This is a genomic window from Streptomyces sp. NPDC057486 (assembly GCF_042802415.1).
GTDB lineage: Bacteria > Actinomycetota > Actinomycetes > Streptomycetales > Streptomycetaceae > Streptomyces > Streptomyces yanii.
In genome coordinates, this window is the sequence record NZ_JBHVEE010000087.1 from 19180 (window position 1) to 41861 (window position 22682).

Genomic DNA, 22682 nt, shown 5'->3' on the forward strand with positions numbered 1-22682 from the left:
CCTATGGGCCCCTTAGGGGTTGGTGCCGGTGCCCTTCGCTGGCTAGACATGGTGACGCGGTACGGCCGACGGGAGGGAACGGGATGGCGGTCGCGGCGACAGCCAAGGGGTGGCTGCCCTTCGGGGAGTTCCGGACGTGGTACCGGGTGACCGGCCAACCCGGCAGGGGGAGGCCGGCCGTCGTCGCCGTGCACGGCGGCCCCGGCAGCACCCACGACTACCTGCTGAGCCTGTGCACCCTGGCACATGAGGGCTGGCCGGTGGTCCACTACGACCAGCTCGGCAACGGCGGCTCCAGCCATCTGCCTGACCGTGGCGCGGACTTCTGGACCGTCGAGCTGTTCCTGGCCGAGTTGGAGAACCTGCTGCGGGGCTTGGGCGTCGCCGACGACTATGTGCTGTTCGGCCAGTCCTGGGGCGGGATGCTGGCTGCCCGGCACGCCGCCTCACGCCCGCCCGGCCTGCGCGGACTGGTCATCGCCAACGCGCCCGCCTCGTACGTGCTGTGGCGCGCCGAGATGGAGAGGCTGCGGGCCGACCTGCCGCCAGAGGTCGACGCGACACTGCGCCGCCACGAGGCGGCGGGAACGACCGACACCGAGGAGTACTTCCGGGCCATGCGGGTCTTCTACGACCGGCACGTGTGCCGGATCGTGCCCTGGCCGCGCGACTACCAGGCGTCGTTCATGGAGACGGCCGGCAACCCCACTGTCTACTCGATGATGAACGGGCCGAGCGAGTTCCATGTCACCGGAACACTGAAGGACTGGTCGGTCGAGGAGTTCCTGCCCGACATCGAGGTGCCGACCCTGATCGTCTCGGGGCGGTACGACGAGGCCACGCCCGCGACGGTCAGGCCCTACCACGAACTCGTCCGCCAAGCGCGCTGGGAACTGTTCGAGGAGTCCAGCCACATGCCGCACCTGGAGGAACCGGAGCGCTTCCGGGCCGTCCTGGTCGAGTACTTGAGGAGCCTCGGCACCGCCGAGCAGGAAGGGCAGTGACACATGGAGAGCGCGACGCGACCGGGCACCGCGATGGTGTTTCCCGGCATGGGGCCGACACGGTTCGCGGACGTCGGAAAGTTCATGCTGCTCAACCCCTACGCGCGCCGACTGGTCGCGGCTGCCGACGCGCGGCTCGGCTATTCCCTGGTCGACCGGTTCCGTGAGACGCCGGGGGACTACTCGGCGTACGCCCAGGCGGCGTTCCTGGTGAACTGCCTCGCCCTGGCCGAGTGGGCGGAGCGGGAACTGGGGGTCGCACCCGAGGTGTGCACCGGGGCCAGCTTCGGGGCGAAGACGGCGATCGCCCACACGGGAGCCCTGCCCTTCGAGGACGCGGTGTGGATGACCGCTCGGCTGGCGCGCTGCATGGAGGAGTACTTCGCCACCGAGCACCGGGACGTGGTGACGTGCTCCTTCGTGCGGACCCCGGGCGAGCAGGTGAGCGAGGCGCTGGAGGAACTGCGCGGCCGGGGCGAGTGGTGCGACGTCTCCTGCCACATCGACCACGACTTCTACATGGTGACCCTGCGCGAGCGGAACGTGGACTGGCTGGACCGGAAGGTACGGGCCATGGGGGGCCTCACCCTCTACACCATGCGACCCCCGATGCACTCGCCCGCCTTCGGCGAGCTGAGGCGCAGGGCCGAGGAGGAGGTGCTGGCCGAGCTGGACTTCGCCGATCCGGCCCTGCCCCTGGTGACCGACCAGGACGGCACATTGGTGCGCTCCGCCGACGACGTGCGCACCATGCTTCTGGACGGCTTCGTCCGGCCGCTGCGCTGGCCGACCGTCGTGGCCTCGCTGCGCGAACTGGGCGTGGGCACGGTGTGCGTGGCCGGCCCGGACAGCCTGTTCTCCAGGGTGGCGTGCACAAAGGAGAACTTCGAGGTCGTCGCCGCGGGGCCGCAGCTCGCGCTGCGGCCGCGGCGCCGGGCGGCCGTTCAGTGACGGCTCAGTCCGCTGACTGGAGGGACCCTTCCAAGGCCCGCCACAGCGACCCCGCGGTCTCGAAGGTCTCCAGTGTCAGCGCGTCCTCCGCGAACCTGATCCCGTAGGAGCCCTCCAGCACGGAGAGCAACTCCACCATGGAAAGCGAGTCGAGACCGTAATCGCGAAGAACGGTCTCCATTTCCAGCTCTTCCTCGCCCGGCAGGAAGGGAAGGTGCTTCCGCAGAATCTCCTCGTACGAGTTGTCCCACATTTCAGCTCCATGAATCACGAGCCGCCGCGCGGAATGCGAAGCCGGATTGCTCGGCTCAGCAACGTACCGGCGAGGTCAAGGACAGTTCGACCCGAACCGACCCCTAAAACACCCTCACCGCAGCGGAGAACGAGGATATGGACACGGACACCGGGCCCGCACTGCACGCGCGTTTCCTGCGAGGGCTCGAGCGCTCCCCGGACGCCCCGGCGTTCGAGGTCGGGACCGAGGCCCCGACCTACGCGCAGACGCACCGCCGGGCCCTGCTGTGGGCCGGAGCGCTGGTACGGGCAGGGGCTCGCACCGTAGGGGTGCTCGCCGGCAAGGGAACCACCGCCTACACCGGCATCCTGGCCGCGCTGTACGCCGGCGCCGCGGTGGTGCCGCTGCGGCCCGACTTCCCTCAGGACCGCACCCGCCGGATGCTCGACGCCTCCGAAGCCACCGCCGTGGTGGCCGACCGGGCGGGGGCGGAGGCACTGCCCGCACTGACAGCCGGCCGCGCCCCCGTCGACGTCCTCGCCCCCGAGGGCGGCCCCGGGACGCTCGTGCCGGAACCGGGCCACGCCCTGGCCCGGCCGCGGTCGGTGGGGCCGGGGGACCCGGCCTTCCTGCTGTTCACGTCGGGGTCGACCGGACGACCCAAGGGCGTGGTCGTCACTCACGGCGGCACCGACCACTACTTCCGGCTGCTGGACGAGCGCTACGACTTCGGCCCCGGCGACGCCTTCTCACAGACCTTCGACCTCAACTTCGACTGCGCGTTGTTCGACATGTTCTGCGCCTGGGGCGCCGGCGCACGGCTGGTGGCCGTGCCCGCGCCGGCCTACCGCGACCTGCCCACCTTCCTCGCCGAGCGCCGCATCACCGTGTGGTTCTCCACTCCCAGCGCCATCGGCCTGGTCCGCAGGACGGGCCGGCTCGGTGCCGCCTCCATACCCGCCCTGCGCTGGAGCTTCTTCGCCGGCGAGGCGCTGCAGTGCGGCGACGCCGCGGACTGGGAGCGCGCCGCGCCCGCCTCGGCGCTGGAGAACCTGTACGGGCCGACGGAGCTGACCGTCACCGTGACCGCGCACCGCTGGTCCGCGGACGTCTCGCCCCGCCGGGCCGTCAACGGCGTGGTGCCCGTCGGGGCCCCGCACCCGGGCCACGAACTGCTGCTCCTGGACGGGGACGGGCGCCCCGCGGCCGACGAGGGGGAGCTGTGCGTGACCGGCCCGCAGCTCACCCCCGGCTACCTGGACCCGGACGACGGGCGGGACCGCTTCCTGCACCACGACGCCCTGGTCTGGTACCGCACCGGCGACCGGGTGCGGCGGCTGGAGGACGGGGAACTGCTCTACCTGGGAAGGCTGGACACGCAGGTCCAGGTGCACGGCTGGCGGGTCGAGCTCGCCGAGGTCGACCACGCCCTTCGGGCCTGCCCCGGTGTGGAGGAGGCCGCGACGGTGGGCGTCGCGACGGACTCGGGCACCGAGCTCTTCGCCTTCTACACAGGCACCCCTACGCCTCCGGCGGAGCTCGCCCGCGGCCTGCGCCGGACCCTCCCGGAAGGGGTGGTACCCCGTCACTACCGGCATCTGGACGTGCTTCCCCTCAACCCCAACCGGAAGGTCGACAGGTCCGCGCTCACCGCCCGGGCCGGGGAACTCCTCGCCCGTCACGGACGGGCCGTTCCGGAAGCGTCCGCACATTAGAGGCCGTTAGGGGTGGGGCTCCGGGTTCGCGGTGCTGTAGTTTCCGGACCGCCGAGGAAAACGGGCGGGGAAAACACAGGGAAGGATTCTCGGCCGGTGATTTTCGGCGGATCGACAAAGCGGATCGACATATGGGCGCAGACATTCGCCAGGCAGGCTGGAGCGCGGCAATGGACGTGGTGAACGTACCTCGGCAGGATCAGCTCATTCACGCACTGCTGGACGACGCGGTCGCCGAATTCCCGTTGTCTCCGGCGGTGCGGGACGACGACGGGGTCTGGGACTACGACACTTTGGCCGAGTACAGCCACGCCGTGGAGGCGTGGCTGCGGGCCGAGGGAGTGCGCCCCGGCGACCGGGTGGTGGTGCAACTGCCGACCACCCGCGAACTGGTCGCCCTCTTCTACGGCGTCTCCCGCCGGGGTGCCATCTTCGTTCCGCTCAACCCCGCGATGAAGGCCTTCCACCTGAGCTCGGTCGTGGAGAACGCCGAACCCCGGCTGGTGGTCGCCTCCGACGAGGCCGTCGGGACGGTGCGGTCCGCCGCCGCAGTCCCCGTGCATGGCTTCGGCTCCGTGTGGAGCGAGGTGGAGGGCTTCCGCGCCCGGGACGCCCGCGCGGAGCCGGCCGGGACCGGCCCCGAGGACGTCGCGGTCCTCGTCTACACGTCCGGCAGCACCGCCGCCCCCAAGGGCGTGATCGGACCGCACGGCCGGGTCACCTTCGCGGCGGCGGCCATCAACGCCGAACTCGGCTACCGGCAGGACGACGTCGTCTTCTGCCGTTTCCCGATGTCCTGGGACTACGGCCTGTACAAGGTGCTGTTGTCCTGCCTGGGACGCTCCGAGATAGTCCTCGCCGGCGGTGAGTCCGACCTGGTCCTGTTGCGCCGCATGCACGAGGTCGGTGCCACAGTAGTGCCGATCGTCCCGTCACTGGCCACGATGATCGCCACCCTCGCCGAGCGCGACCCGGAACACACCGCCCCGGTGAGGTTGTTCACCAACACCGGTGCCGCTCTTCCCCAGGCCACAATCGACAAGCTGCGCGCGGCCTTCCCCGGGGCCCGGATCGTCCGCCAGTTCGGCCAGACCGAGTGCAAGCGGGTCTCCGTCATGCCGCCGGACGAGGAGCATCAGCGCCCCGACTCGGTCGGCCGCCCGCTGCCCGGCACCCGAGTGCTGATCCTGGACGAGGAGGGACGGGAGCTGCCGGTCGGCGAGTCCGGCGAGATCGTGGTGACCGGCCCGCATGTGATGCTCGGCTACTGGCGCGCGCCCGAGCTGACCGCGCGCACCTTCCGTCCCGGTCCGGACGGTGAACCGCGCCTGCACACCGGGGACTTCGGCCGGCTCGACGAGGACGGCTACCTGTACTTCGAGGGCCGGCGCGACGACATGTTCAAGCGCAGGGGCATCCGGATGAGCACCCTGGAGATCGAGGCCGCCGCCATGGACATCCCCGGAGTCCGCGCGGCTGGAGCCATACCACCCAGCGGAGACCGTGACCTCGCCCTCTGCGTGGAGACCGATCTCCCGCCGCACACCGTGCTGAAGGAACTCGCCAAGCGCCTGGAGCCCGCGAAGGTACCCGTCGTCTGCCGCGTGGTCGACACCTTTCCGCTCACCGCGCACGGCAAGAACGCCGTCAGGGAACTTCTCCCGCTTCTGGAAGGTACCGAGGGTTGAGCACGCACGCCGAACTGGCCGAGCGCTACGGAACCCCGCTCTACGTCTACGACCTGGACCGGGTGGACGCCGCCCGCGGGGATCTGTTCGAGGCGCTGCCCGAGGGGTTCGATCTCTACTACGCGCTCAAGGCGAATCCCCATCCCGAGCTGACCCGCGCGCTGCGCGAGGGTCCCGGCCGGCCCTGCCGGGCGGAGATCAGCTCCGTCGGGGAACTGTCCGTCGCGCTCGCCGCCGGGCACCCGGCGGACGAGTGCCTCTACACGGGCCCGGGCAAGACCGACACCGAACTGGACCACGCGCTGGCCGCCGGAGTCCGCCTGTTCTCGGTCGAGTCCCCCGGCGACCTGCGCCGCATCGGCGCGCATGCCACCCGGTACGGCGTCACTGTCCGCTGCCTGCTGCGCGTCAACGGCGCGACCGGAAGCGCGAACACCAGCATCAGGATGACCGGCCGACCGTCCCAGTTCGGCATCGACAGCGAGACCCTGCCCGGCTTGATGCCGGACCTGCTCGCCGTCCCCGGCACCCAGATCGTTGGCGCTCACCTGTTCACCATGAGCAACGCCAAGGACGAGTCCGGGCTGATCGCCGAGCTGGCGCACGCCGTCGACCTCGCGACGCGGCTGGAACACGAGGCCGGGATGCCCCTGGAATACCTCGACATCGGAGGCGGCTTCGCCTCCCCGTACGCAGTGCCGGGCCGGCGGGCGGTGTACGGAAGGCTCAGGGCCGAGCTGGAGCGGCTGCTCGACGAACGGCTGCCGCGCTGGCGCCACGGTGCCCCGAGGCTCGCCTGCGAGTCGGGCCGGTACCTGGTGGGGGACAGCGGAACCTTGCTGACCCGTGTGGTCAACATCAAGGAGAGCAGGGGCAGTACCTTCGTCATCCTGGACACCGGGATCAACGCCGTGGGAGGGCTCTCCGGTCTCGGCCGGCTGCTGCCGGCCGCGGTGGGCGTCGAGGGCCCGGTGGGCGACCTGACGGCGAGCCTGGTAGGCCCGCTGTGTACCCCCGGCGACACCCTGGGACGCGACATACCGCTGCCCTCCCTGGAGCCCGGTGACGTCGTCGCTGTGCCCAACGCCGGTGCGTACGGGGTCACGGCCAGCCTGATGGGCTTCCTCAGCCGGCCCGTGCCCACCGAGGTGGTGCTCCGCGGCGGCGAGGTGGTGTCGGTGTCCCGGCTGGAACCGCGCCGGGTCCACGAGCCGGTGAAAGCGGCACTCGGGTGACCGGCTCGCACAGCCTGGACCACCGCAGCCCCGTGCCACCGACGGCACGGGGCGACCGGCACGATCGGACCGTGATCGTCAGCAGCCTGGCATCCGACTCGCACACCTGGAACCTGGTCTTCCTGCAACTGCTCATCGAGGAACTCGGCTACGACGTCGTGAACCTGGGCGCCTGCGTGCCCGACGAACTGCTGCTGTCCGAGACCCTCGGCCGGCAGCCCCTCATGGTGGTCATCAGCAGCATCAACGGGCACGGCTACCAGGACGGGATGCGGGTCATCGGCAGGCTGCGCGGCCACCCCGAGCTGCGCGACGTCCCCGTCGTCATCGGCGGCAAGCTGGGCGTCGTCGGCGAGGCGAGCCGCCGGTACGTCGACGACCTGCTGAAGGCCGGCTTCGACGCGGTCTTCGACGACGGTGCGGACAACATCGCCTTGTTCCGCACCTTCGCCGCCTCGCTGTCCGGGAGGACGGGCTGTGAATCTGGGTGAGTTCGTACGCGGGTGCCACCGACGGGGCGCGCTGGTGGTGCAGCCGCGGATGGGGTACTCCGACCCGGCTCTGATGCGCTCGGGGCTGCTCGCCACCCGGGGCGCCGATGCCACCACGGTCGGCACCATCACCCTCGACAGTTACACGAGGGTCGGCGACCTGGAGTCCGTGGGGCGCGCGCTGCGCGAGGGCATCGGCCTCAACGGCTACCCCCTGGTCAACCACGAGCCGTCGACCACCCGCCGGGTCCTCGAGGGACTGCGGCCGGAGGAGTTCCCCGTCCAGGTCCGCCACGGCTCCGCCCGGCCGCAGGCCATCGTCGCGGCCCTCACCGCCGCGGGACTGCACGCCACGGAGGGCGGCCCGGTCTCCTACTGCCTGCCGTACGGCCGCACCCCGCTGGAGGAGTCCGTCCACAACTGGGCCCGCTCCTGCGAACTGCTGCTGGAGCGCTGCGACTTCGGTGTGGAGCCCCACCTGGAGACCTTCGGCGGCTGCATGATGGGCCAGCTGTGTCCCCCCAGTCTGCTCGTCGCGCTCAGCGTCCTGGAGGCGCTGTTCTTCCATCAGTACGGGCTTCGCAGCATCTCCGTCAGCTACGCCCAGCAGACCAGTCCGGATCAGGACCGGGAGGCCGTCGCGGCCCTGCGTGCCCTCTGCGCGGAGTCGCTGCCCCCGACGGTGGACTGGCATGTCGTCGTCTACACCTACATGGGCCTGTACCCGAGGACGGCCGAGGGTGCCTTCGCCCTGCTCGCGCAGGCGGCCCGGCTTGCGGTGGACACCGGCTCCGAGCGGCTCGTCGTCAAGACCGCCGCCGAGTCCCACCGTATCCCCGTGGTCGCCGAGAACGTGGCCGCGCTGGAGCACGCCGCCGCCGCGGCCCGCGCCACCACGCCCCCGGCCGTCCCGCCGGCCGGCACCGACAGCCAGACCTACCGCGAGGCCCGCGCGCTGATCGACGCCGTGCTCGACTGTCACCCCGACATCGGGCGGGCCCTGGTCCAGGCGTTCGGCCGGGGCATCCTCGACATCCCCTACTGCGTCCACCCCGACAACGCCGGACGCAGCCGCAGCCGCATCGACACCGACGGACGGCTGGGCTGGGCCGCCATCGGCTCCCTGCCCCTGGCCGGCGTCACCGAGGGGCGCCGCGCCCGGCCGGTCGGGTCCACCGAACTGATGCAGGCGCTCTCCCACGTCCAGAACAAGTTCGACGCGGAGGCGCTGGAGAACCGCGCCCGCCGCCCGGTGAACGCCCGCGGGCGCACGGTCCCCGAGGAGGAGCCGGTATGACGACCGGTACCGAAGTCCGCCCCTACCCCTTCGAGATGCACGAGATCGGCATCTCGCCCCTGTACGCGCGACTGCGGGCGGAGGAGCCGCTGAGCCGGGTCAAGCTGCCCTTCGGGGAACCCGCCTGGCTCGCCACCCGGCACGCTGACGTCAAGCTCGTGATGACGGACCCACGGTTCAGCCGTGCCGTGGCCCAGGGCCTCGACCAGCCGCGGATGCGCAGGGAACTGACCGGCGACGGCATCATGGGCATGGACCCGCCGGACCACACCAGGCTGCGCCGGCTCGCCGGCAAGGCGTTCACCGCGCGCCGCGTCGAGCAACTGCGCTCGTCCATCGGGGAACTGAGCCATCGGCTGATCGACGGGATGACGGCCGCCGGGCGGCCCGCCGACCTCGTCGAGGGCTTCGCCAGGCCGCTTCCCGTCACCGTCATCTGCGACCTGCTCGGGGTGCCCTTCGAGGACCACCACATCTTCCGTGAGTGGACCGAGGGGCTGACCGACGACTCCACCGCCAAGGGCGACGTGCTGTACGAGGTCGGCGGCAAGCTCGAGGAGTACATGGCGGGCCTGGTCGCCCAGCGCCGGGAGGAGCCCACCGACGACCTGCTCGGCGCGCTCGTCTACGCCCGGGACAACGGCGACAGGCTCACCGAGGACGAGCTGATCTCCATCGCCGGGGCCGGCCTCCTCACCGGCGGCGTGGAGACGGTCTCCTCCGCCCTGCCCAGCTTCGTCTTCACCCTGCTGACCCACCCCGACCAGCTCGAACTGCTCCGCAGCGAACCGGAGTTGCTGCCCAGCGCCGTCGACGAGCTGATGCGATACGTGCCCATCAACACCGCCGCCATGTTTGCCCGGTACGCCCTGGAGGACGTGTCCCTCGGGGGCACCGTGGTACGGGCCGGCGACCCCGTACTGCCCGCGCTGCACGCGGCCAACCGCGACCCCGAGGTCTTCGAGGACCCCGAGCGCCTCGACATCACCCGCAGTCACAACCCTCATGTGGCGTTCGGGCACGGCCCGCACCACTGCATCGGCGCCCAGCTCGCCCGGCTCGAACTCCAGGAGACGCTGAAGGCCCTCCTCGAACGCTTTCCGGAGCTGCGGTTCGCCGACGGCCCGGAGGGCGTGGAGTGGAAGTACGGGGTGATCGTGCGCGGCCCGTCCCGGCTCCGCCTCGCCTGGTGAGCCACCGGCTCCCGGACACCCGAGGCGGCCACGAGGCGCCCCCGAACACCTGACGGCGACCATGACCCCCGGACGTGCACGCCGGCCCATCTGCCTGCCAGACCAGTGGAGAGCGGAAATGAGCGAGACTCACATCTCTTCGGCCCAGGACGCCACGGCGTCGCGGGAAGCAACAGACCAGGAATCGGCTCTCGCACGTCTGCTGGCGGAACTGGGACCCGACGAGCAGGACCGGTTCCTGCTCGGCTTCGTGCACGATCGCACCATCGCCGTGCTCCGCGATGTCCTCCCCGACGCACCGCAGGCGGTGGACCCCGGCACCGCCTTCCGCGACCTGGGGTTCGACTCCCTGGCCGCCGTCGCCCTGCACACACGGCTGACCGCCGACACCGGCCTGCCGCTGCCCGTCACCCTCGCCTTCGACCACCCCACGCCCGCAGCGGTGGCCCGCAGACTGAGGGCCGACATCCTCGGAGAGGACACCGGGGAGCCCGCCGCCACCGGAACGACGCCGGCCGACGACGAACCGGTGGCCGTCATCGGCATCGGCTGCCGCTACCCGGGCGGCGTCGGCTCGCCCGAGGACCTGTGGCGGCTCGTCGAGGGCGGCGGCCACGTCCTCTCCCCGTTCCCCACCGACCGCGGCTGGAACCTCGACGCGCTGTACTCACCGGACCCCGACACCCCGGGCACCAGCTATGTGCGCGTCGGCGGCTTCCTCCCGGACGCCGCCGAGTTCGACGCGGACTTCTTCGGCATCGGCCCGCGCGAGGCGTCCGCGATGGACCCGCAGCAGCGGCTGGTGCTGGAGACCTCCTGGGAGGCCCTGGAACGGGCGGGTATCAGCCCCGCCTCGCTGCGCGCCACACCCACCGGCGTGTTCGTCGGTGCCGAGGCGCAGGAGTACGGGCCGCGGCTGCACGAGGCACCCGCGGGCCTGGACGGTTACCTGCTCACGGGCAACGCTCCCAGCGTCGTTTCCGGCCGGGTCGCCTACACGCTCGGCGTCGAGGGTCCCACGCTCACCGTCGACACCGCCTGCTCCGGCTCTTTGGTGGCCCTCCACCTGGCCGTGCAGTCGCTGCGCCGCGGCGAGTGCCCGCTGGCGCTGGCCGGCGGCGTCGCCGTGATGGGGGGTCCCGGTACTTTCACCGCGTTCAGCCGGCAGCGCGGGCTGGCTCCCGACGGGCGCTGCAAGGCCTTCGCCGCGGCCGCCGACGGCACCGGGTTCGCGGAAGGGGCGGGCATCCTCGTCCTGGAACGGCTCTCCGACGCCCTGCGCAACGGGCACCGCGTCCTCGCCGTGATACGCGGTTCCGCGATCAACCAGGACGGCGCCTCCAACGGTCTGACCGCGCCGAACGGCCCCTCCCAGCAGCGCGTCATCCGACGGGCGCTGGCCGACGCCGGCCTCACCCCCGACCAGGTCGACGCGGTGGAGGCGCACGGCACCGGAACACGGCTGGGCGACCCGATCGAGGCCCAGGCCGTCCTGGCCGTCTACGGCCAGGAGCGGTCCGAGGACTCCCCGCTGTGGTTGGGGTCCGTCAAGTCGAACATCGGGCACACCCAGGCGGCGGCGGGTGTCGCGGGCGTCATCAAGATGGTCATGGCGATGCGGCACGAGGTGCTGCCCCGGACCCTGCACGTCGACGAACCGTCACCCCACGTGGACTGGTCGGCGGGCGCGGTGGAACTGCTCACCGAGCCGCGCCCCTGGGAGGCCGACGGGCGCCCGCGCCGGGCGGGCGTCTCCTCCTTCGGAGTCAGCGGAACCAACGCCCACCTGATCCTCGAACAGGTCCCGGCCACGGCACCGGCCGACGACACGGACCACGCGCCCGCCGCCACCCCGACGGCCGTGGCCATCCCTGTCACGGCGAAGAACGAGATGGCCCTGCGCGCCCAGGCCCGCCGACTGAGCACCCTGGTACGGGACGGCGCGACCCCCGCCGACCTCGGGCGGTCCCTCGCCATCACCCGGGCCCCCCTGGAGCAGCGCGCCGTCGTCGTCGCCGCGGACGCCGAGGAGGCCCTGCGCGGACTGGAACTCCTCGCCGACGGGGACACCGGCCCCGGCACGGTCACCGGCACCGCGACCGGAGGCCGGCTGGCTTTCCTCTTCACCGGGCAGGGCGCCCAGCGCCTCGCCATGGGCCGGGAACTCCACCGCGCCCACCCCGTCTTCGCCGAGGCCTTCGCCGAGGCCGCCGCCCACCTCGACGTCCAGCTCGAACAGCCTTTGACGGACGTCCTGTTCGGAACCGACCAGGCCCTGCTCGACCGCACCGAGTACGCCCAGCCCGCGCTCTTCGCGGTGGAGGTGGCGCTGTTCCGGCTGTTGGAGTCCTGGGGCGTGACGCCCGACCTGCTGCTCGGTCATTCCATCGGCGAGCTCGCCGCCGCCCATGTCGCGGGTGTGTGGTCCCTGGAGGACGCCTGCACACTGGTGGCGGCCCGCGGTCGGCTGATGCAGGCGCTGCCCGCGGGCGGAGCCATGCTCGCGGTGCGGGCCGGGGAGGAAGAGGTCCTGCCGCTGCTCGGTGACGGACTGGACATCGCCGCCGTCAACGGGCCCTCATCCGTGGTCGTCTCCGGTGACGAGGGAGCGGTGGCCGCCCTCGACCGGAAACTGACGGACCGGGGCCGCGGGACGCAGCGGCTGCGGGTCTCGCACGCCTTCCACTCGGCGCTGATGGAGCCGATGCTCGACGAGTTCCGCCGGGTCCTGCAGGTCGTGGAGTACCACGAGCCCCGCATCCCGGTCGTCTCCAACCTGACCGGCCGTCCCGCCGGACCACGGGAGATGTGCGAGCCCGACTACTGGGTCCGCCAGGTCCGCGGGACCGTCCGCTTCGCCGACGGGCTACGTGCCCTGGCCCAGGCCGGTGCCACCACCTGCCTGGAACTGGGACCCGACCCGGTGCTGTCCGCGTTGGCCGCCGACTGCCTGCCCGGCCACGACCTGGTGTGCGGCCCCACGCTGCGCCGGGACTCCGCGGAGGAACACACCCTGCTCTCCGCCCTGGGAACGGCGTACACCCGGGGCGCCACGGTCGACTGGCACGCCTACTGGGCCGAACACGGCGGACGCATCATCGACCTGCCCACCTACCCCTTCCAGCGTCGGCGCTTCTGGCTCGACGCCCCCCGCGGACACGACGACCCCACGGGACTGGGCCAGACCGCGTCGGGGCACCCGCTGCTCGCCGCCGTCGTCCGCCGCGCGGACGACGACGGGATCGTGCTCACCGGCCGCATCGCCCTCAACTCGCAGCCCTGGCTGGCCGACCACACCGTCTCCGGAACTGTGCTGCTGCCCGCCACCGCCTTCGTGGACATGGCCCTGCACGCGGCCGGACACACCGACTGCACGGTCGTCGAGGAACTCACCCTCCACACCCCCCTGGTGCTGCCGCGGACGGGCGGTGTCGTCCTCCAGGCCGTCGTCGGCGTCCCCGACGGGGCCGGAAGCCGCCCCGTGGACTTCTACGCACGCCCCGAGGGCGACACCCGGGCCGCCGTGTGGACCCGCCATGCGACCGGCACCCTGACCGCCGACGCGGCCGGGCCCGTACTGCCGCGCCGGTCCGCCGGCCACACCGAGACCGGTGGACTGCCCGGTCCCGGCCGGCCACCGAAGGGCGCCCGCCCCGTCGACATCGACGGCCTGTACGAGAAGCTGGCCGACCAGGGCTACGGCTACGGCCCGGCCTTCCACGGGCTCAAAGCCGTCTGGCGGCACGGCACCGACGTCTACGCGCACGTCGTGCTCCCCGAGGAAGCGGTCCCCGACGCCTCCGCCTTCGGTATCCACCCCGCGCTACTCGATGCCGTCCTGCACGCCACGGACTTCGCCGAGGGCGAGGCACGCGAGCCGGAGCAGATCCGCCTCCCCTTCGCCTGGACCGGGATCCGCTCGCACGCCGCGGGCTCCCGCGAGGTGCACGCCCGCATCACCTCGCTCCCGTCCGGCGGGGTCTCGCTGCTGTTGACCGACCCGGCCGGTACACCGGTGGCCTCGGCCGAGTCCTTCCGCACCCGGCCCGTGGCGCCCGGCGCGCTCACCGCCCCCGCGGACGACCCGCTGCACACCGTCCGTTGGTTCCCCGCCGCCCCCTCCACGGCCGCCGACGGCGAGCGCCCGGCGCTGATCGGGCCCGACCCCCTCGGCCTCGACGCCGATCCCCACCCGGACCTGGAGTCCCTGGCGGCCTCGCGAGTGCCCGGCATCGTGCTGCTGCCCGTCGCCGCCACTCCCGGCACCGGCCCCTCCGGGGTGCCGGACGCGGTGCGGGAGGTGTCCCTCCGGGTCCTCGACACGCTCCGGCAGTGGCTCGCCGACGAACGGTTCGCCGACTCCAGGCTGGTGGTCGTCACCCGCAGCGCCGAAGCGGCCACGCCCGCCGGCCTGGCCGCGGCCCCCGTGCACGGCCTGGTGCGCTCTGCGCAGACGGAGCACCCGGGCCGGATCGTCCTGCTCGACCTCGACGACGCCCCCCTGTCGTCACGCGCCCTGCACGCCGCCCTCGGCACCGGAGAGCCCGAACTCCGCAGTCGCGGCGGCGCCCTGCTCGCACCGCGGCTCACCCGGTACGCCCAGGACCCGGCCCAGGACCCCGCCGAGGGCCCGGCCGCCTGGAACCCGGACGGCACCGTGCTGGTCACCGGCGGCCTCGGTGGACTCGGGGCGCTCGTGGCCCGGCACCTGGTGACCGCGCACGGCGTCCGCCACCTGCTGCTGCTGGGCCGGCGCGGCACGGACACCCCAGGCGCAGGACCGCTCACCGACGAACTGCGGGAACTGGGCGCCACGGTGGACGTCAGAGGCTGTGACGTCGCCGACCGTGCGGCACTGGCCGCCGTACTGGACGGGATACCGGCCGAGCGCCCGCTGACCGCCGTGGTGCACACCGCTGGTGTGCTCGACGACGCGTTGACCGGCGCGCTCACCGCGGACCGGCTGGAGACCGTCATGCGTCCCAAGGTCGACGGCGCGTGGAACCTCCACGAGCTGACCCGGGACTTGGACCCAGCCGCTTTCGTCCTCTTCTCCTCCTCCGCCGGTCTCGTCGACGGTGCCGGACAGGGCAACTACGCCGCCGCCAACGTCTTCCTGGACGCTTTGGCCGCCCACCGGGCCTCGCTCGGCCTGCCCGCGCTCTCCCTCGCCTGGGGGCTGTGGTCCGGCGGCACCGGCATGGGCGGCCGCCTGGAGGAGGCCGGACGGCGCCGCATCGACCGCCTGGGGCTCGCCCCGCTGACCGTCGAGGAGAGCCTCGCCGCCCTCGACGCCGCTCTCCGTACCCGAGAACCGGCCCTGGTACCGGTCCGGGTCGATCCCGCCGCCCTGCGGGCCCGCGCCGACGGAGTGCCCGGCCTGCTGCGGGACCTCGCCCCGGCACCGGCCCGCCACCCGGCCGGAACGCGGACCGCCCCCGGCGGACTCCCGCCGGTGTGGCCCCCGGCGGAACTGACCGGACCCCACCGAGAGCGGGCCGTCACGGAACTGGTGCGCACCCAGGTCGGCAAGGTCCTCGGACACACCGACCAGGACACCGTCAACCCCCGGCGGCCCTTCACCGACCTCGGCTTCGACTCCCTGGCCGCCGTCGACCTGCGCAACGCGCTCAACACGATCACCGGGCTGCGGCTGCCCGCCACGCTCGTCTTCGACCACCCGACACCGCAGCACCTGGCCGACCACATCCTGCGACTGCTCGCCGACCGGCCGGAGGACGAACGGCCCGCGGCCCCGGCACCCGCCGGGCCCGCCGTGGAGGACGAACCCATCGCCATCGTCGGCATGGCCTGCCGCTATCCCGGCGGAGTCACCTCCCCCGAGGACCTGTGGCGGCTGCTCGCCGACGGAACCGACGCCGTCGGAGGGTTCCCCACCGACCGCGGCTGGGACCTCGACGCCGTCTACGACCCCGAACCCGGCACACCGGGCAGGAGCTACGCCCGCGAGGGCGGGTTCCTGTACGACGCGGCCGAGTTCGACGCGGAGTTCTTCGAGATCGGCCCGCGCGAGGCGCAGGCCATGGACCCGCAGCAGCGGCTGCTGCTGGAGGTCTCCTGGGAGGCGCTGGAGCGGGCCGGCATCGATCCGCGCTCGCTGCGCGGCAGCGGCACCGGTGTGTTCGCCGGTGTCATGTACCACGACTGGGGCACCAGGCTCGGCACCGTGCCCGAGGACATGGCCGGCTACCTCGGTAACGGAAGCCTCGCCAGTGTCGTCTCCGGCCGGGTCGCCTACGCGCTCGGTCTTCAGGGTCCTGCGGTCACGGTGGACACCGCCTGCTCGTCCTCGCTGGTCGCCCTGCACTGGGCGGTCCAGTCGCTGCGTCGCGGCGAGTGCGAGCTGGCACTGGCCGGCGGCGTGACGGTGATGTCCACCCCCGACACGTTCATCGACTTCAGCAGGCAGCGCGGGCTTGCCGCGGACGGACGGTGCAAGTCCTTCTCGGCTGCCGCCGACGGCACAGGCTGGGGCGAGGGCGTGGGCGTGCTCCTCGTCGAGCGCCTTTCCGACGCCCATCGCAACGGACACCGCGTCCTGGCCGTCGTCCCCGGCTCCGCGGTCAACCACGACGGTGCCTCCAACGGTCTGACCGCGCCCAACGGCCTCGCTCAGCAGCGTGTCATCCGGCAGGCCCTGGCCGAGGCCGGAGCAGCACCCGGCGACGTGGACGCCGTCGAGGGACACGGCACCGGAACCCGGCTGGGCGACCCGATCGAGGCGCAGGCGCTGCTGGCTGTCTACGGGCAGGACCGCCCCGAGGGCCGTCCCCTGTGGCTGGGGTCGGTGAAGTCCAACATCGGCCACACCCAGGCGGCCGCCGGTGTGGCGGGCATCATCAAGATGGTCATGGCGATGCGCCACGGCGTCCTGCCCAGGAGCCTGCACATCGACGAGCCGTCGCACCAAGTGGACTGGTCGGCGGGCGAGGTGCGGCTGCTGACCGAGCTCCGTCAATGGCCGGAGAACGGCCGCCCCCGCCGGGCCGGCGTCTCCTCCTTCGGTATCAGCGGCACCAACGCCCACGTCATCGTCGAGCAGGCGCTTCCCGCGTCCGACCTCGCCCGCCCGGAGACACGGGAGCAGGACTCGGGGGAACCGCGCCTGCCCGTCCTGCCGTACGTGCTCTCCGCGCGCGGCCCCGCCGCACTCCGCGGCCAGGCCGCTCGGTTGCGCTCCTTCCTGGAGGAACGGCCCGGGACGGACCTCGGCGAACTCGCCCGCTCCCTCGCCACCACCCGCGCCGCCCTCGAACACCGGGCCACACTGATCGCCGCCGACCACGCCGGACTGCTGCGCGGTCTGGAGTCACTGGCGGTCGGCGAGACACCGCCCGGGACGCCTCTTGGGACCGAGAACGACGGCACGCTCGCCTTCCTCTTCCCCGGTCAGGGGTCGCAGCGTGCCGGTATGGGGCGTGAGTTGTATGAGGCGTTCCCTGTGTTCGCCGATGCTTTTGATGCGGTGTGTGCGGTGTTGGACGGGCGTGTGGGGCGTTCGTTGAGGGATGTGGTGTTTGCGCTGGAGGGCAGTGCGGACGCGGTGTTGTTGGATGGGACGGGGTTTACGCAGCCGGCGTTGTTCGCGGTGCAGGTGGCGTTGTACCGGCTGCTGGAGTCCTGGGGCGTGGTGCCGGGATTCGTGGCTGGGCATTCGGTCGGTGAACTCGCGGCCGCGCATGTGGCGGGTGTCTGGTCCCTTGAGGATGCCTGTGCGTTGGTGGTGGCTCGTGGTCGCCTGATGCAGGCGTTGCCGTCGGGTGGTGCGATGGTGGCGTTGGAGGCTGGTGAGGCGGAGGTGTTGCCGTTGCTGGCCGGGGTCGGGGGCCGGGCTGGTGTGGCGGCGGTCAATGGTCCGGTGTCGGTGGTGGTGTCGGGTGAGGCCTCGGTGGTGGAGTCGGTGGCGCAGGAGGTGCGTGGCTGGGGCCGCCGGGTTCGTCGCCTGACGGTCAGTCACGCCTTCCACTCGCCGTTGATGGAGCCGATGTTGGGCGAGTTCCGGGAGGTGGCCGAAGGACTCACCTACCACCGGCCGGAGATCCCGATCGTGTCCACGATGACGGGCGCGGTGGCCACGGCCGAGGAGTTGTGCGACCCGGGCTACTGGGTGTCTCACGCGCGCAGGCCGGTCCGCTTCCACGACGCGGTGCTGCGGCTCGTGGACGAGGGAGCCACCACGTTCCTGGAGCTGGGTCCTGGCGGTGCTCTGACCGCCCTGTGCACCGATGCCCTCCAGGACCGCCCGGACCTCCACTTCGCCCCCCTGACCCGGCGCGATCGGCCCGAACCGACCGGGGCCCTCACCGCCGTTGGCGCACTGTACGTACGCGGCGTCCCCGTCGACTGGCCTGCCCTGCTCGGCCGCGGCGGAACCCCGATCGACCTGCCCACCTATGCCTTCCAGCACCGCCGCTTCTGGTTGGACGCCGTGCCCGCCACGGACGCTGCCGGACTGGGCCAACTCGCCGCCGGACACCCCGTACTCGGGGCGGTCGTGGCGCTCCCGGGCGCCGACACCGTGGTGCTCACCGGCAGGCTGTCCGCCCGGAGCCAGCCGTGGCTGACCGACCATGTCGTGCGCGGCGAGATCCTGCTGCCGGGTACCGGCTTCGTCGAACTCGCTGTCCGGGCGGGCGACCAGGTCGGCTGCGGAACCGTCGAGGAACTGACGCTGGAGGCACCCCTGGCGCTGTCCGCCACCGGCGGCGTCGCCCTCCAGGTGGTGGTCGGCCCCGCCCAGCGGGGAAGACGCTCCCTGGCGGTGTACACCCGTCCGGACGATGCCCCGGCCGAGCAGGAGTGGACGCGCCACGCCGCCGGTGTACTCGCCGAGGAGAGCCGTCCGGAATCCTTCGACCTCGCCCACTGGCCGCCCGCGGACGCCGAGCCGATCGACCTCGAAGGGGCGTACTCGACCCTGCGCGAGCGGGGCTACGACTACGGACCTGCCTTCCGGGCGCTGCGGGCCGCATGGCGGCGCGGCGACGAGGTGTTCGCCGAGATCGAGGCGGACGAGACCACTGCCCGGACCGCCACCTCCTACGGCCTGCACCCGGCCCTGCTGGACGCCGCGATGCACGCCGACCTGCTCACCGACCCGGACGGCGCGACGCTGCTGCCCTTCGTCTGGAACGGGGTCACGCTGTACGCGGCCGGAGCCACCGAACTGCGCGTCAGGATCACCCGCGTCAGCGGGGACGAGGTCTCCACGATCGAGATCGCGGACCGCGACGGCAGGGCCGTCGCCGCCGTCGAGTCCCTGGTCTCGCGGCCGGTCGCCGGACAGCCGCCCGCCCGGACCGCCGACGACGGCTCCGGCGCCTCACTCCACCGGGTCGAGTGGCACCCCCTGCCCGCCACCGGAACGGGGGCCACCCGGACGGATCCCGTCGACGGATGGGCTGTGATCGGCACCCGAGTTGCCGGGAAGGTGGAGGGACCGGCGTCGCCGGCGTCCGACGCCCTTCGCCGCCTCGTCCCGGCGCAGCGCGTCCACGAGGACTTCGACGCGCTCATCGCCGCCGTAGAGGCGGGCACGCCCGTACCGGACACCGTGGTCCTCGACTGCCGGACACCCGCCGGGGACGACCGCGCCGACGTCCCCGCCCGGGCCCGGGCCCGGGCCGCCGACGCCCTTCGTACGGTGCGGGCGTGGCTGGCCGACGCCCGCTTCGACGGCGCTCGCCTGGTGGCGCTGACCCGGGGCGCCGTGTCCCCGGAGGGGGCCCCCGACCCGGCCTCGACCCCGGTGTGGGGGCTGCTGCGCGCCGCCCAGGCCGAGCACCCGGGACGGATCCTCCTGGTGGACGCGGAGGACGCGTTCCCCGAGACGCTCATGGCCGCCCTGGCGTCGGGCGAACCGGAGACATCCGTCCGCGGTTCCGCCGTCCGGGTACCGAGGCTGGCCCGTTTCACGGCAGCGGCCGGGCCCGCGCCCGCCGCGCTCGCCCCGGGAGGAACCGTGCTGGTCACGGGCGGCACCGGCGGTATCGGCCGTCTGGTGGCACGCCACCTGGTGACCGCACACGGCGTCCGCCACCTGGTGCTCACCAGCCGACGCGGACCGGACGCCCCCGAAGCCGACGAACTTCGTGACCAACTGACCGCCCTCGGGGCCTCGGTGGCGATCGCCGCCTGCGATGCCGCCGACCGGGCCGCGCTGGCCGCCGTACTGGACGGGATACCGGCCGAGCACCCGCTGACCGCTGTCGTCCATGCGGCCGGCACCGCCGACGGCGGACTGGTCGGCACGCTGACCGACGGTCAGCTCGCCACGGTCCTGCGGCCCAAGATCGACGGTGCGTGGAACCTCCACGAGCTGACCCGGGACCGGGACCTGGCAGCCTTCGTCCTCTTCTCCTCCGCGGGCGGCACGGTGCTGGCGGCCGGACAGGGCAACTACGCCGCCGCCAATTCCTTCCTCGACGCACTCGCCGAACACCGTCACGCGGCCGGTCTGCCCGCGACCTCCCTCGTCTGGGGCCTGTGGGCGGAGAACACCGGACTGGGCGGCGAACTCGGCGCCGACGACCTCCGGCGCATGGCGCGCCTCGGTGTGCCGGCGCTCGACGCGCGGGAGTCGCTGGCCCTGTTCGACGAGGCGCTGCGGACCACGGAACCGGTCGTCGCACCGCTGCGGATCGACACGGCCGCCGTGAAGGCCCGCACCGACGAGTTGCCCGCGCTGCTGCGCGGCTTCACATCCGCCCGCGTACCGGCCGCCGCCTCCCGGCGGCGCACCGCAATTGCCGGAGCATCCACCGGGACGTCCGCCGGGCAGGAGTCGCACCTGGCGCGGCGCCTGTCCCGGCTCACCGAGGCCGAACGCGACCAGGCGCTGATCGAACTGATCGCCACCCATGTCGCGACGGTCCTGGGCCACGAGAGCGCCGCGGACGTGAACGCCGGACGTGCCTTCAAGGAGCTGGGCTTCGACTCGCTCGCGGCGGTGGAACTGCGCAACCTGCTCGGCTCGGCGACCGGCCTGACACTGCCCGCCACGTTGGTCTTCGACCACCCCACGGCCCATGCCGTCGCGGAGTATCTCAAGAGCCGGATCGTCGAATCGGCCCCTCCGGCCCCTGCCACCGCCTCGGCGGCGAAGGCCGAGCCGGCCCCCCGCGACGAACCCGTCGCCATCATCGGCATGGGCTGCCGCTACCCCGGCGACGTGATGACACCCGAGGACCTGTGGCGGCTGCTCGCCGACGGCACCGACGCGATCACCGGCTTTCCCACCAACCGCGGCTGGGACATCGAGGGCGTCTACCACCCCGAGCCGGGACGGCGCGGCAAGACCTACAGCCGCGAAGGCGGATTCCTCCATCGCGCGGCGGAGTTCGATCCCGAGTTCTTCGGGATCGGCCCGCGCGAGGCCCTGGCCATGGACCCGCAGCAGCGGCTGCTGCTGGAGACCGCCTGGGAGACCATCGAGCGGGCCGGGATCGACCCGAGCTCCCTGCGTGGCAGCCAGACCGGTGTCTTCGCCGGAGCGATGTACGACGACTACGGCAGCCGCGTGCACGACGCGCCCCCGGCCGTCGCCGGGTACCTCGCCAACGGCAGCTCAGGAGCCGTCGTCTCCGGCCGCGTCTCCTACGTCATGGGCCTGGAAGGGCCTTCCATGACCATCGACACCGCCTGTTCCTCCTCACTCGTCGCCCTGCACCTCGCCACCCAGGCGCTGCGCAACGGCGAGTGCTCGCTGGCACTGGCCGGCGGCGTCACCGTCCTGTCCAGCCCCGACCTGTTCGTGGACTCCAGCCGGCAGGGTGTCATCGCCCCCGACGGACGCGCCAAGTCCTTCTCCGCCGCGGCCAACGGCACCGGCTGGGCCGAGGGAGCGGGCCTGCTGCTCCTGGAGCGTTTGTCGGACGCGCGGCGCAACGGGCACCAGGTCCTGGCCGTGGTGCGGGGCAGCGCGGTCAACCAGGACGGCGCCTCCAACGGGCTCACCGCCCCCAACGGCCCCTCCCAGGAACGGGTGATCCGCGCGGCCCTGGCCTCGGCCGGTCTGACCGCCGACCAGGTCGACGCCGTGGAGGCGCACGGCTCCGGTACCCGGCTGGGCGACCCGATCGAGGCGCAGGCACTCCTGGCCACCTACGGCCAGGGGCGCGAGGCGGACCACCCGCTGTGGCTCGGGTCGGTGAAGTCCAACATCGGCCACGCCCAGGCGGCCGGCGGCGCCGCGGCGGTCATCAAGGTCGTGCTGTCCCTGCGCCACCGCATGCTGCCCAGGACCCTCCATGTGGACGAACCCTCCCACCACGTGGACTGGTCGGCGGGTGCGGTGGAGTTGCTCACGGAGGCGATGCCCTGGGAGCCGGGTGACCGTCCCCGTCGTGCGGGGGTCTCCTCGTTCGGGATCAGTGGCACGAACGCGCACGTGATCATCGAAGAGGCGCCGGCGCTCCTGCCCGCCGTTGCCGGGTTGCCGGTCGTTGCCGTTCCGGCCCTTGCTCCTGTTCCGCTGCCGGTCGCGGGAGGTACCGAGGAGGCATTGCGGGCCCAGGCCGCGCGTCTGGTCGAGCACATCACCGCGCATACGGTGGCCGGGACGGGACCGTCCCTCCAGGATCTGGGCTACTCGCTGGCGACGACCCGCGCCGCTCTCGCCCACCGTGCGGTCGTGCTGGCCGCCGATTCCGGGAGTGCCACCCGCGCGCTCGCCGCTCTCGCCTCCGGGGCGCAATCGGCGGACGTTGTACGGGGGCAGGTCCGTAAGGGCGGACAGACGGCGTTCGTGTTCTCGGGTCAGGGGTCGCAGCGTGCCGGTATGGGGCGTGAGTTGTATGAGGCGTTCCCTGTGTTCGCCGAGGCTTTTGATGCGGTGTGTGCGGTGTTGGACGG

10 protein-coding genes are annotated in these 22682 nt (G+C 72.7%); 9 read left to right on the plus strand and 1 reads right to left on the minus strand.

What is annotated here, in order from left to right:
• Positions 1 to 83: 83 nt before the first annotated feature.
• Positions 84 to 1004 (plus strand): proline iminopeptidase-family hydrolase, encoded by a 921-nt coding sequence (locus ACFU6I_RS31775; protein WP_384372888.1) that lies wholly within the window; start codon positions 84 to 86, stop codon positions 1002 to 1004.
• Positions 1005 to 1007: 3 nt separating this feature from the next.
• Positions 1008 to 1955: an ACP S-malonyltransferase gene (locus tag ACFU6I_RS31780; RefSeq protein ID WP_384372890.1), complete on the plus strand. Its 948-nt coding sequence runs from the start codon at positions 1008 to 1010 to the stop codon at positions 1953 to 1955.
• 4 nt (positions 1956 to 1959) lie between these two features.
• Here the strand turns inward: ACFU6I_RS31780 and ACFU6I_RS31785 are convergent, their stop codons facing one another.
• Positions 1960 to 2208, minus strand: coding sequence for an acyl carrier protein (locus tag ACFU6I_RS31785; RefSeq protein WP_345509556.1), 249 nt, complete (start codon positions 2206 to 2208; stop codon positions 1960 to 1962).
• A gap of 137 nt (positions 2209 to 2345) precedes the next feature.
• On the opposite strand from ACFU6I_RS31785, the gene ACFU6I_RS31790 reads away from it, so the two are divergent.
• The 7 genes from ACFU6I_RS31790 to ACFU6I_RS31820 all read left to right on the plus strand — a co-directional run.
• Positions 2346 to 3905: an AMP-binding protein gene (locus tag ACFU6I_RS31790; RefSeq protein WP_384372892.1), complete on the plus strand. Its 1560-nt coding sequence runs from the start codon at positions 2346 to 2348 to the stop codon at positions 3903 to 3905.
• A gap of 170 nt (positions 3906 to 4075) precedes the next feature.
• A complete protein-coding gene (locus ACFU6I_RS31795) occupies positions 4076 to 5593 on the plus strand; it encodes an AMP-binding protein (protein WP_384372904.1) in 1518 nt (505 codons plus the stop codon).
• Positions 5590 to 6828 (plus strand): type III PLP-dependent enzyme, encoded by a 1239-nt coding sequence (locus tag ACFU6I_RS31800; RefSeq protein WP_384372894.1) that lies wholly within the window; start codon positions 5590 to 5592, stop codon positions 6826 to 6828. Before ACFU6I_RS31795 ends, ACFU6I_RS31800 begins: the two co-directional genes overlap by 4 nt.
• A 71-nt stretch (positions 6829 to 6899) precedes the next feature.
• Positions 6900 to 7319, plus strand: a complete 420-nt coding sequence (locus ACFU6I_RS31805; RefSeq protein ID WP_384372896.1) for a cobalamin B12-binding domain-containing protein — start codon at positions 6900 to 6902, stop codon at positions 7317 to 7319.
• Positions 7306 to 8616 (plus strand): methylaspartate mutase, encoded by a 1311-nt coding sequence (locus tag ACFU6I_RS31810; RefSeq protein WP_384372898.1) that lies wholly within the window; start codon positions 7306 to 7308, stop codon positions 8614 to 8616. Before ACFU6I_RS31805 ends, ACFU6I_RS31810 begins: the two co-directional genes overlap by 14 nt.
• The gene (locus tag ACFU6I_RS31815) at positions 8613 to 9809 is read left to right on the plus strand and encodes a cytochrome P450 (RefSeq protein ID WP_384372900.1); all 1197 of its coding nucleotides are present in this window, start codon (positions 8613 to 8615) and stop codon (positions 9807 to 9809) included. The genes ACFU6I_RS31810 and ACFU6I_RS31815 overlap by 4 nt, the downstream gene beginning before the upstream one ends.
• A gap of 118 nt (positions 9810 to 9927) precedes the next feature.
• Positions 9928 to 22682, plus strand: a 12755-nt coding sequence (locus ACFU6I_RS31820; RefSeq protein ID WP_384372902.1) for an SDR family NAD(P)-dependent oxidoreductase, incomplete at its 3' end; no start/stop codon positions are given.

What these genes read in the sequence shown, in the direction of transcription:
- ACFU6I_RS31775 (WP_384372888.1), top strand. Translation starts at nt 84, where the DNA reads ATGGCGGTCGCGGCGACAGCCAAGGGGTGGCTGCCCTTCGGGGAGTTC.
- ACFU6I_RS31780 (WP_384372890.1), top strand. Translation starts at nt 1,008, where the DNA reads ATGGAGAGCGCGACGCGACCGGGCACCGCGATGGTGTTTCCCGGCATG.
- ACFU6I_RS31785 (WP_345509556.1), bottom strand. Translation starts at nt 2,208, where the DNA reads ATGTGGGACAACTCGTACGAGGAGATTCTGCGGAAGCACCTTCCCTTC.
- ACFU6I_RS31790 (WP_384372892.1), top strand. Translation starts at nt 2,346, where the DNA reads ATGGACACGGACACCGGGCCCGCACTGCACGCGCGTTTCCTGCGAGGG.
- ACFU6I_RS31795 (WP_384372904.1), top strand. Translation starts at nt 4,076, where the DNA reads ATGGACGTGGTGAACGTACCTCGGCAGGATCAGCTCATTCACGCACTG.
- ACFU6I_RS31815 (WP_384372900.1), top strand. Translation starts at nt 8,613, where the DNA reads ATGACGACCGGTACCGAAGTCCGCCCCTACCCCTTCGAGATGCACGAG.